General features: G+C 67.6%; 12 protein-coding genes, 1 pseudogene and 1 riboswitch. Of the genes and pseudogenes, 6 read left to right on the top strand and 7 right to left on the bottom strand.

What is annotated here, in order from left to right; all coding sequences use genetic code 11:
• Positions 1-101: 101 nt before the first annotated feature.
• The gene (locus D7T59_RS19400) at positions 102-914 is read right to left on the bottom strand and encodes an XOO1806 family protein (protein ID WP_024956328.1); all 813 of its coding nucleotides are present in this window, start codon (positions 912-914) and stop codon (positions 102-104) included.
• Between the two features lie 149 nt (positions 915-1063).
• Positions 1064-1957, bottom strand: coding sequence for an Hsp33 family molecular chaperone HslO (hslO, locus tag D7T59_RS19395; RefSeq protein WP_164137912.1), 894 nt, complete (start codon positions 1955-1957; stop codon positions 1064-1066).
• A 77-nt stretch (positions 1958-2034) separates the two neighbouring features.
• Between hslO and mtgA the strand changes: the two genes are divergently transcribed.
• The 3 genes and pseudogenes from mtgA to D7T59_RS19380 all read left to right on the top strand — a co-directional run.
• Entirely contained in the window at positions 2035-2784 is a 750-nt protein-coding gene (gene mtgA, locus D7T59_RS19390; protein ID WP_180853351.1) for a monofunctional biosynthetic peptidoglycan transglycosylase, read from the top strand.
• A 46-nt stretch (positions 2785-2830) separates the two neighbouring features.
• The gene (locus D7T59_RS19385) at positions 2831-3850 is read left to right on the top strand and encodes a glycosyltransferase family 2 protein (RefSeq protein ID WP_164137910.1); all 1020 of its coding nucleotides are present in this window, start codon (positions 2831-2833) and stop codon (positions 3848-3850) included.
• Positions 3810-4235, top strand: a pseudogene (locus tag D7T59_RS19380) (CBS domain-containing protein); the annotation flags it as partial. The gene D7T59_RS19385 and the pseudogene D7T59_RS19380, both read left to right, overlap by 41 nt.
• A gap of 495 nt (positions 4236-4730) precedes the next feature.
• Here D7T59_RS19380 and D7T59_RS19375 read toward each other — a convergent pair.
• The 4 genes from D7T59_RS19375 to D7T59_RS19360 form a co-directional block, all read right to left on the bottom strand.
• On the bottom strand, positions 4731-6689 hold the full coding sequence (locus D7T59_RS19375) for an AsmA family protein (RefSeq protein WP_219629886.1): 1959 nt from the start codon (positions 6687-6689) through the stop codon (positions 4731-4733).
• 94 nt (positions 6690-6783) lie between these two features.
• Positions 6784-7422, bottom strand: a complete 639-nt coding sequence (gene trhA, locus D7T59_RS19370) for a PAQR family membrane homeostasis protein TrhA (RefSeq protein ID WP_010482744.1) — start codon at positions 7420-7422, stop codon at positions 6784-6786.
• A gap of 160 nt (positions 7423-7582) precedes the next feature.
• Positions 7583-9187 (bottom strand): peptide chain release factor 3, encoded by a 1605-nt coding sequence (locus D7T59_RS19365; RefSeq protein ID WP_106551018.1) that lies wholly within the window; start codon positions 9185-9187, stop codon positions 7583-7585.
• A gap of 66 nt (positions 9188-9253) precedes the next feature.
• Positions 9254-10138, bottom strand: coding sequence for a M23 family metallopeptidase (locus D7T59_RS19360; RefSeq protein ID WP_180853349.1), 885 nt, complete (start codon positions 10136-10138; stop codon positions 9254-9256).
• Between the two features lie 147 nt (positions 10139-10285).
• Positions 10286-10404: riboswitch (SAM riboswitch) on the top strand.
• A gap of 76 nt (positions 10405-10480) precedes the next feature.
• On the opposite strand from D7T59_RS19360, the gene metX reads away from it, so the two are divergent.
• Genes metX through D7T59_RS19345 form a run of 3 tightly spaced genes read left to right on the top strand, consistent with a single transcriptional unit; the run spans position 10481 to position 13808 of the window.
• Complete coding sequence (gene metX / locus D7T59_RS19355; RefSeq protein WP_005410679.1) at positions 10481-11512, top strand: homoserine O-succinyltransferase MetX; 1032 nt, start codon at positions 10481-10483, stop codon at positions 11510-11512.
• Complete coding sequence (locus D7T59_RS19350) at positions 11509-12744, top strand: O-succinylhomoserine (thiol)-lyase (RefSeq protein WP_180853348.1); 1236 nt, start codon at positions 11509-11511, stop codon at positions 12742-12744. The genes metX and D7T59_RS19350 overlap by 4 nt, the downstream gene beginning before the upstream one ends.
• Positions 12741-13808: a homoserine dehydrogenase family protein gene (locus D7T59_RS19345; protein ID WP_180853347.1), complete on the top strand. Its 1068-nt coding sequence runs from the start codon at positions 12741-12743 to the stop codon at positions 13806-13808. The genes D7T59_RS19350 and D7T59_RS19345 overlap by 4 nt, the downstream gene beginning before the upstream one ends.
• Positions 13809-13884: 76 nt before the next feature.
• Here the strand turns inward: D7T59_RS19345 and D7T59_RS19340 are convergent, their stop codons facing one another.
• On the bottom strand, positions 13885-14880 hold the full coding sequence (locus D7T59_RS19340) for an alpha/beta fold hydrolase (RefSeq protein ID WP_180853346.1): 996 nt from the start codon (positions 14878-14880) through the stop codon (positions 13885-13887).
• Positions 14881-15055: the final 175 nt, after the last annotated feature.

Below are 15055 nucleotides of genomic sequence, written 5' to 3'. Positions count from 1 at the left end.
GCACAGGCGCCTGCGCATCGCCAGGTGGCGGCGTCGAGGTGTCATTGCGGGGATGGGGCGAAGGGCGCGCGCGGAAACGTCGCGGTGATGCGGCAGGGGGCTTACAGATCCTGCTCGTAGCGCACGTACGGCACGGTGCCGTCGTCGTTGCTTTCGTTGCGTGGCGAGAACGGGTTCTTGCCGCGGCTGATCACGTTCTCGGCGCCCACGGTGAGCTGGCCGGACCACGGCGTGCGCCAGGTCAGGCCGATGCCCAGGCCTTCCCACTTGCCGGGCTTGCCCGGCACATCGATGACGCGGCCGATGATGCTGCCGGTGAAATTGCCGTAGCCGGCGCCGATGCTCAGGCTCTTGCTGTCCCAGCGGTCGGCGATGGCCGGCGAAGCGTCGGCCAGCGGTACCAGGCGGGCCTTGGCGTAGGTGCCGGCGATGGAAACGAAGCCTTCGCGGCCGATGTTCTTCTGCGCGAACACGGTCAGGTCATTCTGCTCGGCGCGCAGCGAAGGGGTCTTGTTCGGGCCCGCCAGCCATGCCGGCAGGGTTTCACGGCCGGTTCCGGCGGTGATGCCGAGGCGGCTGCTGCCACGGTTCAACGCCGCGGTGCCGGTGAAGCGGCGGCTGTTGAGGTCGTCCTCGTCGCCGAGGCTGGCCAGCATGCAGTGACTGGCCAGACCGCTCATGCTGGTCCCGCTGCTGCTGCAGAGCAGGCCCAGCGAATCGCCGGAGGACAGGCCAAAGGCCGCATCCAGCGAGTTGCGGCCGAAATGCCAGCGCGCCCCGGCCGCCTGTTCACCGGTCGGCTCCAGGTACAGCAGGGCCTCGACCTTGCCGCTGCCCTTGTTCCATACCGGCAGCACGGTGCGGGTGTCCTTGCTCTGCGCATGCACGCCCGTGATCGCGCCAAGGGCGATCATCATGGCCAGCGGTAGACGCAGGAAGGTACGCATCGAACCAGTTCAGACAGGAAAGGACAACGGAAGTTCCCGCAGATACGGGAACTTGATCGTAGGGTGTTTATGAATTCTTAACAAGCCTTGATCCCCCCAGATGCAAGACAAGCTGTCTACTGAAGCCGTTCAGGTGCCGGCACGGTCCCCTCGGCACCGTGGAACAGTATGCCGAACTCCGTCAACGGAAAGTGATACTCCCGCCCGCAGAATTCGCAACGGACCTCGACGGCGCCGGTGTCTGCAGCCGCGGCACGGGCCTCGTCCTCCCCCAGCGACTGCAGCATCGATGCGACCCGCTCACGCGAGCACGAACAGGCGAAGGACAGCGGCTTTTCGCCCATCAGCGCCGGCTTCTCCTCGTGGAACAGGCGGTGCAGCAGCTGCTCGGCCGGGGTGGCCAGCAGTTCGGCCTTGCCCAGGGTCTCGAACAGGGCGCTGGCGCGCGCCCAGCCGTCCTCGTCGCCCTCGTCGCCCGGCAGCTTCTGCAGCAGCAGGCCGGCGGCGCCATTGCGGTCGGCCGCCAGCAGCAGGCGGGTCGGCAGCTGCTCGGACTGGCGGAAGTAGTCCTCGAAGGCTTCATCCAGCTCCGCTGCGGTCAGTCCGACCAGGCTCTGGTAGCGCTGCGGTTCACGCGGGTCCAGGCCCGGGTTCTCGATGGTGATGGCGAGCAGGGCGTCATCGCCCAGGCTGGACAGGTCGCGTGGCGCGTCGGCGCCTTCACTGAGCTGGGCGATGCCGCGCAGGGTGCCGGCGGCGGTGCACTCGGCGAACAGGGTGCGCAGGGCGGTGCTGCTGCGCAGCTGGATCGACAGGCGTCCGTCGATCTTGGTGTGGCCGGTGAACAGCGCCGAAGCCACGCAGGCCTCGCCGAGCAGCTCGGCAGCGGTATCCGGGTACTCGGCGTGGGACAGAATTTCCTGCCAGGTGGCCTGCAGGCGCACGTGGACGCCACGGACGCCAGCGTCGGGGAGCAGGAAGCGGATCAGGGAATCGGGGTTGGCGGTCATCGGCTCACATCGCGCGTAAACGGGGGCGGTTGCCGGATAATGCGCCGACAACCAGATAGAAGAAGGATGCACCAGTAATGGGGGCAGGGGGAGAGCAGCACAAGGTGGAAGCCGTGGCAGAAGGCCCGCGCCGCAGGCGCTGGCGCTGGAAACGGCTGCTGTGGCTGCCGGTGCTGCTGGCCGCCTTCAGCTGCCTGCAGGTCCTGGTGCTGCGGTTCATCGACCCGCCGGTGTCCACGGTGATGCTGTGGCGCTATGGCGAGGCGCTGGGCGAGGCGGACTGGTCCTATCGCCTGCATCACCAGTGGCGCGACCTTGACCAGATGGCGCCCAGCCTTCCGATCTCGCTGGTGGCGGCCGAGGACCAGCGCTTCCCAGACCACAACGGCTTCGACCTGCAGGCGATCGAGAAGGCACGCGACCACAATGCCAAGGGCGGGCGCCTGCGCGGTGCCAGCACGATCAGCCAGCAGGTGGCCAAGAACCTGTTCCTGTGGCAGGGCCGCAGCTGGGTGCGCAAGGGCCTGGAGGTCTGGTACACGGTGCTGATCGAAGCGTTGTGGCCGAAGGAACGCATCCTGGAGATGTACGCCAACATCGCCGAGTTCGGCGACGGTGTCTATGGCGCGCAGGCGGCTGCGCAGACGTTCTGGGGCAAGGATGCGGCGCGGCTGAGCCCGGCCGAGAGCGCGCGGCTGGCAGCGGTGCTGCCGGCGCCACGGCGCTACAACGCCGCAAAGCCTGGGCCGTACGTGCAGCGGCGCGCTGCCTGGATCCAGCGCCAGGCACGGCAGCTGGGTGGGGCCGCATACCTGTCGGAAGAGTGAGCGCACACCGCCTGATCTACGGGCGGCGGCAACGTACAATCCGGGCATGACCCGCGAACGGCTCACTTTCGTCATCGCCGCCTACAACGAGGCCCTGGCACTGCCGTTGCTGCATCCGCGGTTGTGCGCGGTGCTTGATGCGCTGCCCGACATCGATGGCCACATCCTGTACGTGGACGACGGCAGCCATGACGGCACCTGGGAGGTGATCGCGCGCCTGGCCCAGGCCGACGCGCGGGTCTCCGCACTGAAGCTGTCGCGCAATTTCGGCAAGGAAGCGGCATTGACCGCAGGCCTGGACCTGGTGCGCGAAGGTGCGGCGATGATCCTCGACGCCGACGGCCAGGATCCGCCCGAACTGGTGCCGCAGTTCATCGCGCGCTGGCGCGAGGGCCATGACAACGTCTATGGCACGCGCATGGCGCGCGACGGCGAGGCCTGGATCAAGCGTGCCACGGCGGCGATGTTCTACCGGGTGATGGGTCGCCTGTCGCGTACGCCGATTCCGGCCGACACCGGGGATTTCCGCCTGCTGTCGCCGCGCGCGCTGAGTGCGCTGCGCGAAATGCGTGAGCGCCACCGTTTCATGAAGGGGCTTTTCAGCTGGGTGGGTTTCAAGCGCGTGGCGGTGCCCTATCACCGCCACGCACGCGTGGCCGGCACCAGCAAGTTCAGCCTGTGGCGGCTGTGGAACTTCGCCCTGGAAGGCATTACCGGGTTCTCGACCGTGCCGCTGCGTGCGGCGACCTACCTGGGGCTGGCAACCGCGGCGGTGGCCTTCGTGTTCGGCCTGTGGGTGATCGTCAAGGCCGCGCTGTACGGCGACCGGGTGGCGGGCTGGCCGACGATGATGGCGGTGATCCTGTTCCTGGGCGGGGTGCAGTTGATCGCGCTGGGCCTGATTGGTGAGTACCTGGGGCGGCTGTACGAAGAGTCCAAGCAGCGGCCGTTGTACCTGGTTGACGCGTGGCTAGCATCGTCCGTGGCAGACTCGGCCCTGCAACCCACCCTCGGAGGGCAGGCGGATGACCACGGTACGGCAACTGTTGGACGGCAAGTCTCCTGAAGTACATGCGGTCGCGCCGGATGCGGCGGTGATCGATGCGATCCGGTTGATGGCGGAAAAGGGCATCGGTGCGGTGCTGGTGATGGATGGCCCGCGGCTGGTTGGCATCCTGTCCGAGCGCGATTACGCGCGCAAGATCGTGCTGCGTGATCGTTCTTCGCGCGATACGGCGGTAGCGGAGATCATGACGGCACAGGTGGTGACGGTGTCGCCGGGCGAGCAGGTGGAGCATTGCCTGCAGCTGGTGACCGACTACCGCATCCGCCACCTGCCGGTGGTGGAGGGCGCGCAGGTGCTGGGGGTGATTTCCATTGGCGACCTGGTGAAGTCGGTGATCGATGCGCAGCGGCGCGAGCTGGATCAGCTGCAGCAGTACATCGTGGCAGGGTGWGGGTGTCGCTGGCGGGCCTGCGGCCCGCCGGCCCGCTTTTCGAAGCTCAAAGCCAAAGCCAGAGCTGAGCGCAGCGCCTTCCTGATGCATGGGGAGGCGGAGGGTGCGGCTGGGCAGGACACGCCGTAAACCCATCCATGGGGGCTCGATCGGCGCATCCATGCGCCTCACGGTCCTGCCCAGCCGCACCCTCCGCCTCTGGACACGTTCCTGCGAGCGCGGTGCCTCGCCTTTGGTAGCTGCCAACCTTGGTTGGCAACAGCTTTTGACTTTGCTTTTTTTTGACTTTGAATTTCCGCTCTCGTTCCGCGCGCGCAGGAAACTGTCTGGAGCCGGAGCAAGGCGGCAGGCAGGATCGTGCGCGTCTGCTGGAAGGGCCTGAGCCCCTCCAACAACACAGTTGCTACAGGGACGCATTTACGGCGTGCCCTGCCTGTCGCCTTGCTCCGGCTCTACGCGCGGAAAAACGAGGCGCCGCGAACAAACGCTCTACTTCGCATACTGCCCGCCACAATTGGCATCCTTGCCCGGCCCCAGTTCAATGGTCGCCAGCAGCGCCGCCGGCGGGGCGATGCTGCCCAGCGCCAGGGCCACGGCACCCCGGATGCCCAAGGCCTTGAAGTCCGGGCGGAACGACGGGTCCTTGAACGTGCCACTGATGTGCAGTGGCGAGCGCAGCACCAGGATGCTCTTGTCCTTTGGGCGCGGCTTCAGCAGCAGGTCGAGGGTTTCCTCGCGCAGGCTGACCGTGCCTTCGCCGATGAGGATCGTGTCGGTGGTATCTACCGCCAGCGCCTGGCTGGTCATCAGGCCGTCGCGCACGCCGAAGTCGGCGAAGGCGCAGCGCAGGGGAATCTGCTTGTCGCCGGTCACCAGGAATTTGAGTGATTCGGTGATGTCCAACCCGGCCAGTTCCATCACCAGGTTGCCGACGTGGCCGCGCCCCATCGCCAGCCCGACCTTGCCGCTGCTGCTGCCCAGCATCGCGGCAATCGAGTTGCCGCGCCCGCTCAGGTCCACTTCGCCACCGATGCCGCCCTTGGCCTGCTCGGCCAGCTTCGCGTCCGGGAACAGCTGGCCCAGCTGCACGCCACGCACGCTGGCCTTCAACGCGGTGCGGATCTGCGCTTGGCGTGCATCCATGCGGATCGTGCTGCGGATATCGCCGCCAGCCACGCCGAAGTTCAGCGGGTCCAGCCGGAGCACGCCGTCATCCAGCAGCAGGTGCGCATCCATGTCATCCAGTGGCAGCGACGGCGCATTGATGCGGTGGGCCTTCCAGCGCACGTCGGCATCCATCGCGCGCAGTTTGCCCAGGTTGTAGGGCGTGTCGGGCAATACCCGGCTGCTGGCGGCGACACGGGCGGCCTGTGCCTTCTGTTCCGCATTCGCGGTTTCGCCGCCGCCGGTCTTCGGTGGCGCTCCGACGAAGCCGGCCAGGTCATCGAAATCCAGGCGCTTGGATTCCAGGCTGGCGGTCAACCGCGGCCGTGCGCCGCCCACCTCGAACTCCAGGTTGCCACCGAGGTCGCTGTCGCCGACCTTGCCGGTGAAGCTGTCGTAGCGCCAGACGTTGTGGTCGCGCTTCAGCCGTCCCTCCAGGGCGTAGGGCGGCGAGGGCGGGATGGCGATGCCGAGCAGAGGGTACAGGTCCGACAGGTCCTGTCCGCTGAGCGCGAACTGCAGGTCGAACACCCGCAGCTGGAACGGATTGGTCAGCGTGCCGGTGGCCACCGCGTGGGTGGCACCGGCACGACCGTCGAGGTGGATGCGGAACGGGTGGTCGCTGTCGGTCAGCTCCAGCGGTGATTCGGTTCCGCCCTGCAGGGTGAACGGGTTGCCCTGCCAGTGGCCCTTGCCCTGCACCAGCAGCGGCGGCGAGGCATCGGCCTGTTTCGGCGGGCCGCTGCGCAGGCCCACGCGGATGTCGGTGCGGCCCAGTGCATCGAGGAACTGCAGCCGACCGTCGTCGATGCGCAGGCGCTTGAGCTGCGGGCTTGTCCCGCCGCTGCTGTCCCCCAGGAAATCCCAGTTGCCCGGCTCGCCCCTGCGCGGGGCGGTTTCCAGCAGCACGTCTGGACGGGTCAGGCGCACTTCCGGCAGCTGCACGCTGCCGCGCAGCAGGGGCCACACCCGCACGTCGATCTCGACGCGGTCGGCCGTGGCCATGTTCGGCTGCTTGGCCCAGCTGGCGTTGGCGAAGGTGATCGCATCGGCGCGGATCGTGCTGGTGCGGCCGAGGTCGACATCCAGATGGCCGATGTGCAGCGCACGGCCGGTGCGTGCCTGCACCGCGCGCTCGACCGGCCCCTTGAACCAGTTCCAGTCCCACAGCGCGATCAGCACCAGCAGCGCGGCCAGCAGGAAAACCAGTACGGCCAGCCAGCGCCGACCGCGCGGGCCCGGGGGGCGCAGCCAGCGCGACGTACGAGGCGCGGCAGGGGACATGGCAGCATTCACGCCGCCATGGTTGCCCCCTCATCGTGGACGGGGCGCGAAGCGTCCATGTGCATCATGTGCACATGCGGCGCGCTGGCCCGTGTTACAGCACCTGCATGGTCACCGCAACGAAGTGGCAGACGCTGCCGCCGATCACGAACAGGTGCCAGATCGCGTGCGAATAGGGGATCGATTCGCGGTGATAGAAGTAGGTGCCCAGCGTGTACGACAGGCCGCCGGCCAGCAGCCAGCCCAGGGTCCAGCCGTCGATCGAGGCCAGCATCGGCTTGATCGCCACGATCACCAGCCAGCCCATGGCGATGTAGATGCCGGTGGAAAGCGCCTTGAAGCGGCCGGTGTAGAACAGTTTGAACACCACCCCGGCCAGCGCCAGGGTCCAGATCGCGGCGAACAGGCCCCAGCCCCACGGGCCACGCAGGCCGATCAGCGTGAACGGGGTATAGGTGCCGGCGATCAATACGTAGATCGCGCAGTGGTCGAACACCTTCAGCCGGCCCTTGGCGACCGGGTGCTGGATGGCGTGGTACAGGGTGGAGGCGGTGTACAGCAGCAGAAGCGCAATGCCGAATACGATCGCGCCGGCCAGCTGCCAGCCATCACTGTAGATGGCGGCCAGGGTGATCAGTACCGCACCGGCGCCCAGGGCGAGCACGGCACCGAGGCCATGGGTCAGGGCGCTGGCGATTTCTTCGCGGATCGAAGCAACGGAAGTCGTGGACATGGCGTAGGCATCGTTCGCGGGGAGGGGGACCCGCACCCCCCTATCATCGCCGCGATGGCGGGCGCTTGCACCCCCGTCACCGTATGGGGGATGAATCCGGCCCCCTCCACGCGAAGGGGTCAGAGCCCTTTCCTGCGGAAAGGGCTCTGACCCCGCAGTATCAACCCGCCGAAACGGTGTGCGCCGCTTCGCGGGTGGCCGAGAAGCGCACGTCCGGCGAGCGTTCCTGCGCCAGCTGCAGGTTGACCCGGGTCGGTGCCAGGTAGACCAGGTGGCCGGCCGCATCCAGTGCCAGGTTCAGCGCATTCTTCTCGCGGAACTCTTCCAGTTTCTTCTCGTTGCTGCAGTGGACCCAACGCGCGGTGGTCACGCTGACCGGCTCGAAGGTGGCTTCCACGCCGTACTCGTCCTTCAGGCGATAGGCCGCCACGTCGAACTGCAGCACGCCGACGGCACCGAGGATCAGGTCGTTGCTGGTCAGCGGGCGGAAGAACTGGGTCGCGCCCTCTTCGGACAGCTGGGCCAGGCCCTTCTGCAGCTGCTTGAGCTTGAGCGGATCGCGCAGGCGCGCGCGGCGGAACAGTTCCGGGGCGAAGTTCGGAATACCGGTGAAGGTGACCGCTTCGCCTTCGGTGAAGGTATCGCCGATGGAAATGGTGCCGTGGTTGTGGATGCCGATGACATCGCCCGGCCACGCTTCGGCGGCGATTTCACGATCGCTGGCCATGAAGGTCAGGGCGTTGGCCAGCTTCATTTCCTTGCCGGTACGCACGTGGAAGGTCTTCATGCCGGCGCTGAAACGGCCCGAGCAGACGCGCATGAACGCCACGCGGTCACGGTGCTGCGGGTCCATGTTGGCCTGGATCTTGAACACGAAGCCGGTCAGCTTGTTCTCTTCCGGGGCGATCTCGCGGCCGGTGGTGGAGCGTGCCTGCGGCGACGGCGCATGCTCGACGAAGAAGTCCAGCAGCGGCTGCACGCCGAAGTTGTTCACGCCCGAGCCGAAGAACACCGGGGTCTGCTTGCCGGCGCGGTAGGCCTCCAGGTCGAACGGGTGGCTGGCGCCCTGCACCAGTTCCAGTTCGTCGCGCAGGTCGGCCAGCATCTGTGCACCGATCTTCTCGGCCAGGCCCGGTGCATCGATGGACGGGAAGATGGTCGAGTCCTGGCGGGTGAAGTTGCGGCCCGGTTCGTACAGGTGCACTTCGCCGGTAAGCAGGTGCACCACGCCCTTCAGGCGCTGGCCCATGCCGATCGGCCAGGTGACCGGGGCGCACTGGATGCCCAGCACGGTTTCCACTTCATCCAGCAGCTCGATCGGGTCCTTGCCCTCGCGGTCGAGCTTGTTGATGAAGGTCATGATCGGGGTGTCGCGCAGGCGGCAGACTTCCATCAGCTTGATGGTGCGCTCTTCCACGCCCTTGGCCACGTCGATCACCATCAGCGCCGAGTCCACCGCGGTCAGCACGCGGTAGGTGTCCTCGCCGAAGTCGGCGTGGCCGGGGGTGTCGAGCAGGTTGACGATCTTGCCTTCGTACGGGAACTGCATCACCGAGGAGGTGACAGAGATGCCGCGTTCCTTTTCCAGCGCCATCCAGTCGGACGTTGCGTGGCGGGCGGCCTTGCGGCCCTTGACCGAACCGGCCATCTGGATCGCGCCTCCGAACAGCAGCAGCTTTTCGGTCAGCGTGGTCTTGCCGGCGTCAGGGTGGGAAATGATGGCGAAGGTGCGGCGACGCGACGCTTCGTTGGCGACTTCGGACATGGCAGTGGCGCCCGCCCGGGGCGCTTTTCAAAGAGATAAGCGCCCGATTATACCGGCCGGGGCCGTTCAGCGCCCGATGCCGCCGTCGGCCTCGCCCTGGCGGGCGAACTGCAGCTGGCCCTGCCCGGTGAAGATGCGCACCGGCACCGAGCGCAGGCCCATGCCACGGTTGAGCTGCACCACGAAGTGCAGGTGCGGCGCGCTGCTGTAGCCGCTGTTGCCCGACAGGCCGATCGGCTGCCCGGCGCCCACCGCCTGGCCACGGCGCACGCGCATGCCGCCCGCCTGCAGGTGGCCGTACAGGGCCATGCTGCCGTCGCTGTGCAGCACGCGGATGAAGTTGGCACGGCCGCCATCGCGTTCGCGGTCCTGGCCGTTGCCACGGAAACCATCCTGGATCTGCATCACCGTGCCCTCGCGCGCGGCCAGCACCAGCGTGCCTTCAGGCAGCGCGAAGTCGACCGCATCGCGGTTTTCCTCGTCGTCGTGGCTGAACCGGCCCTGCGGCGCCTGGTCCACGCGCGGGCGCGCATCATCGAAGGGCAGGCGGTAGGCCACATCCTCGGCCTGCGCGGCGGGGTTGCCTGGTACCGACTGCAGGCGCAGGTCCAGCATCAGGCCGTTGACCGGCGCGGGGAGGTGGCCGACCACCAGGCTGCTGTTGCCCTGTATCAGTGACTGCACCGGCAGGCCTTCGACCGGGTGCCCGGGGGCCGCGCGCAGTTCGACCTGCAATGGCCCGGACAGGGTGTTGTCGATGCGGGCCTGCCACTGTTCGCCGATCGGCTGCAGGCGAAGGCGGGCCATCGGTGCTGCGCCCTCGGCATTGCCTGTGCGGGGGGCGGCGACGGGTTGTGGCACCAGTCCCCAGCCTTGGCGCCAGTCGCCGGCGCTGGCCGTTGCACTCGCCAGCAGAGGCAGCAGCAGGCAGGTCAGGAGCGGACGTGGCATCGGCGGTTCCAGCGAGAGGGGCGCCGGGACTGTACCCGATGCTGAACGGAGCGACCGCGACGCCTCTCGCATACTGGGGGTTGAAATATTCATCGCTTTATCCGCATGAAGGGATTGACAGTGCCCGGAAGGGCTGGCATCGTGGCCTCACCATCGAGACCGGCAGAGGGACAGGCCCTTTGAAGCCGGGGCAGCCCGCGGACGCGAAACCGTCCGCGTAGGTGCCAAATCCTGCGGGGACCGTGGCGTCCACCGAAAGATGGTTCGAACCATGCACCGCACGTGCATCTCGAACGCGGGCCCGCGAAGGCTCGATGGCCGATTCCCCAACCGGATCCCGCCATGAGCTTCGCTGCCAGTACCGCCGTTCGCCCCGAACCCTTTGTCCCCGTCAGCGTGCCGGTCGAAGACCGCGTGCATGCCGAACGCGGCGAGTTCGCCGCGGTGCTGTCGATGCGTCATGCCGGCCCCAGCCCGGTGCGCCTGCGCTATGAGTGGGTCGGCCCGGCCAACGCGCCGGTGGTGGTGCTGGCCGGCGGCATTTCCGCGCACCGCCATGTGGCCTCCAACGCACAGTTCAGCGAGAAGGGCTGGGCCGAAGACCTGGTGGGCAGTGGTCGCACGCTGGATCCGCAGCAGCTGCGGGTGCTGGCCTTCGATTTCATCGGTGCCGACGGCGCACTGGATGTGCCGATCGATACCGCCGACCAGGCCGATGCGTTGGCACTGCTGCTGGATCATCTGGGTATCCGCACGCTGAAGGCCTTCGTCGGCTATTCGTACGGGGCGCTGGTGGGCCAGCAGTTCGCCATCCGTCACCGCGCCCGCGTGCGCCAGCTGGTGCTGGCCAGCGGCGCGCATCGCCCGCATCCGTATGCCGCCGCCTGGCGCGCATTGCAGCGCCGCGCGGTTGCGCTTGGCCAGCTGCAATGCGGCGAAGACCACGGCCTGGCGCTGGCCAGGCAGTTCGCCATGCTCAGCTACCGCACCCCGGAAGAATTCGGCGAGCGCTTCGACGCCGCGCCGGAAGTCATCAATGGCCGCGTGCGCGTGGCCGCCGAAGACTATCTGGACGCCGCCGGCGCGCAATACGTCGCGCGCACACCGGTGACCGCCTACCTGCGCCTGTCCGAATCGATCGACCTGCACCGCGTCGACCCCGCCGCCATCCTGCCGCCGACCGTGGTGGTGGCCGTGGAAGGCGACCGTCTGGTACCGCTGGCCGACCTGGTCGGCCTGGTCGAAGGGCTGGGCCCGCGCGGCAGCCTGCGCGTGCTGCGCTCGCCCTACGGCCACGACGCCTTCCTCAAAGAAACCGATCGCATCGACGCGATCCTCGCCACCGCCTTCCGCACTTCTGGAGAGTCCGCATGAGCCTGCACGCCAACGAGCCGTCCTGTAGCCGCACCACTGCCGCCGTCCGTGCCGGCATCGATCGGGATACCGCGCATGGCGCGGTCACGCCGCCGATCGTGCTGTCGTCGAACTTCAGCTTTGAAGGCTTCGGCAACAAGCGCCAGTACGATTACACGCGCAGTGGCAACCCGACCCGCGACCTGCTGGGTGAAGCGCTGGCCGAGCTGGAAGGCGGCGCAGGCGGCGTGATCACCGCCACCGGCATGGGCGCGATCAACCTGGTGCTGAATGCACTGCTGCAGCCGGGTGACACCCTGGTGGTGCCGCACGATGCCTATGGCGGCAGCTGGCGCCTGTTCAATGCGCTGGCGAAGAAGGGCCACTTCGAACTGGTCACCGCCGACCTGACCGATCCGCGCGCGCTGGCGCAGGCGCTGGCCACAAAGCCGAAGCTGGTGCTGGTGGAAACCCCGTCCAATCCGCTGCTGCGCATCACCGACCTGCGCTTCGTCATCGATGCTGCGCACAAGGCCGGTGCACTGGTCGTGGTCGACAACACCTTCCTGTCGCCGGCCCTGCAGCAACCGCTGTCGTTCGGTGCGGACCTGGTGCTGCATTCGACCACCAAGTACATCAACGGCCACAGCGATGTGGTGGGCGGCGCGGTCATCGCGCGCGATCCGGAACTGCACGAGCAGCTGGTGTGGTGGGGCAACGCGCTGGGCCTGACAGGCTCGCCGTTCGATGCCTTCCTGACCCTGCGCGGCCTGCGCACGCTGGATGCGCGCCTGCGCGTGCACCAGGAGAACACCGCTTCGATCGTGGCGTTGCTGGACCAGCATCCGGCGGTCGGCCGCGTCTATTACCCGGGTCTGGCCGATCACCCGGGCCACTCCATCGCTGCCCGCCAGCAGAGTGGTTTCGGCGCGATGCTGTCGTTCGAACTGGCCGACTGCGAAGGTGATGATCCGCATGCCGCAGTGCGAGCCTTTGTCGATGGCCTGCGCTGTTTCACCCTGGCCGAATCGCTGGGCGGCGTCGAAAGCCTGATCGCGCATCCGGCCACCATGACCCATGCGGCGATGACCGCCGAAGCGCGTGCTGCCGCCGGCATCAGCGAAGGCCTGCTGCGCCTGTCGGTCGGCATCGAGGCCGAGCGTGACCTGCTGGCCGATCTCGGCGCCGCGCTGCAGCGCGCTGAAGCGGTGATCGATGCGGCCGCGCGCCGCAAACAGGTGGTGGATGCATGAGCGCGCTCGCCGCTGAAATTCCTGCGCTGAGCGTGGGACGCCTGGCGCTGCTCGGCACCGGCACGGTCGGCTCGGCCTTCGTGCAGCGTTACCAGGCATTGCGGGCGCGTGGGCTGGAACTGCCCAGCGTGCAGTGGCTGGCCAATTCGCGCACTGCGCTGGAGATCGATCGTGACCTGGCGTTGCCGCTGGAACTGGCACGACGTGCACCGCGCGATGGCCAGAATTCGCCGCCGTGGGCGAGTGCCGAAGGACTGGAGCGTGGCGACGTTGTGGTTGACGCCACCGCCAGCGAAGACGTGGCCGCGCGCCACGTGCAGTGGCTGGCGCGTGGCGTGCATGTGGTGACCGCCAACAAGCTGGGGCGTGGTGCGCAGTTGGCACGCGCGCAGGCAATTGCCGAAAGCTGTGCCGACAGTGGCGCACGCTATGGCGACAGCGCGACGGTGGGTGCGGGCCTGCCGCTGTTGAGCAGCCTGCGTGCGCTGGTGGCCGGTGGCGATCACATCCATGCCATCGAAGGTGTGCTGTCCGGCTCGCTGGCCTGGCTGTTCCATCGTTATGACGGCCAGTCGCCGTTCTCGGCGGCGGTGCGCGAGGCGTTGGCGGCCGGCTACACCGAGCCCGATCCGCGCCTGGACCTTTCCGGCGAAGACGTACGGCGCAAGCTGCTGATCCTGGCCCGCAGCAGCGGGCTGGCGCTGGATGCCGCGCAGGTGCAGGTGGATTCGCTGGTGCCTGAGGCGCTGGCAGCCTTGCCGCTGGAGGACGCCGTGGCGGCACTCGAGCAGTTGGATGCGCCATTGCAGGCGCGCTGGCAGCAGGCGCGCGACAACGGCCGCGTGCTGCGTTTCGTCGGGCGTGTCGATGGCGAAGGCGCGCAGGTCGGCCTGCGTGAGCTGCCTGCGGATCACCCGCTGGCGCAGGGTGCAGGCACCGACAACCGCGTGGCCATCCACAGTGATCGCTACCGTCGCCAGCCGCTGTTGATCCAGGGACCGGGTGCGGGGGCGGAAGTCACCGCTGCCGCGCTGCTGGATGACGTGTTGCGGATCGTGGGTTGATGGATCGCCGGGCATGGCCCGGCGCTACCCATGCCGATCCTGGTAGCGCCGGGCCATGCCCGGCGGACAAGGAACCTCAACGCCCCTTCAGTGCCTTCAACAACGCCGCATTGAACTGCTTCGCGTCCTGCACCTGCGGCGAATGCCCCAGTTCGGCGAACTCGACCAGCGTTGCGCCGGGAATGGTGGCCGCCGCGGCCTTGCCGAGCACCGGGTAATTGCCCAGCGTCGCCTTCACCGCCGGCGGCGCCAGGTCGCGGCCGATCGCGGTGCGGTCCTTCTGGCCGATGAACAACGTGGTCGGCACCTGTACATTCTTGAGTTCGTAGACCACAGGCTGGTTGAACACCATGTCCGAGGCCAGCGCCTGGCTCCAGGCAACGGCCTGCTTGCCCGGGCCTTCGTACATGCCCGATTGCATGCGTGCCCACGGCTCGTAGGCCGGCTTCCATTTGCCGTCGTAGTAGACCTCCAGCTGGTAGCGCCGGATGCTGTCATAGCTGATGTTCATTTCGCCGGCATACCAGGCATCCACGCTGCGCCATGGCACGCCAAGCGCTTTCCAGTCTTCCAGTCCGATCGGGTTGACCAGCGACAGGCTGCGCAGGTCCTGCGGGTACATCAGCGCGTAGCGCACCGCCAACATGCCGCCCATGGAGTGGCCGACCAGGTGTACCGGCACCTCTCCCAGCTGCAGTTGCTGCAGCAACGCATGGGTGTTGGCGGCCAGCTGCGCGAACGAGTACTGGTAGCGCTCGGGCTTGCTGGACTTGCAGAACCCCACCTGGTCCGGGGCAATCACCCGGTAGCCGGCTGCGATCAGTGGCTTGATCGATTCCTTCCAGGTGGCCGCACAGAAATTCTTGCCATGCAGCAGCACCACGACGCCGATCGGCGCCTTCTTCGGTGCGATGTCCAGGTAGGCCATTTCCAGCGACTGCCGCTGCGACTCCAGCGCGAAGGTCTTCACTGGATAGCCGTAGTCGAAACCCTCCAGGCGTGGCCCATAGGTAGGCGCGGCGAGGGCGGACAGCGGCAGGCAGGCAAGCAGGGCAGCAGTGATCACGCGCATGAGGCGGTCCTGGGTAGGGGAGCCGCCGAGCCTAACCGGAACGCAGTGACGGTGGCGTCCGACCGGGTAGATCCGACCGGGTAGAGTCGACTGTTAGTTGTGTAAACCCAGTACGTTGTTCAGCGGGATTCTGGAAATAGGTGGCTGGCAGCCGATCCCCATATGGGGGCGGTGC

Source organism: Stenotrophomonas maltophilia (assembly GCF_013464915.1).
Lineage (GTDB): Bacteria > Pseudomonadota > Gammaproteobacteria > Xanthomonadales > Xanthomonadaceae > Stenotrophomonas > Stenotrophomonas maltophilia_AT.
This window is presented reverse-complemented; position numbering and strand designations above follow the sequence as displayed.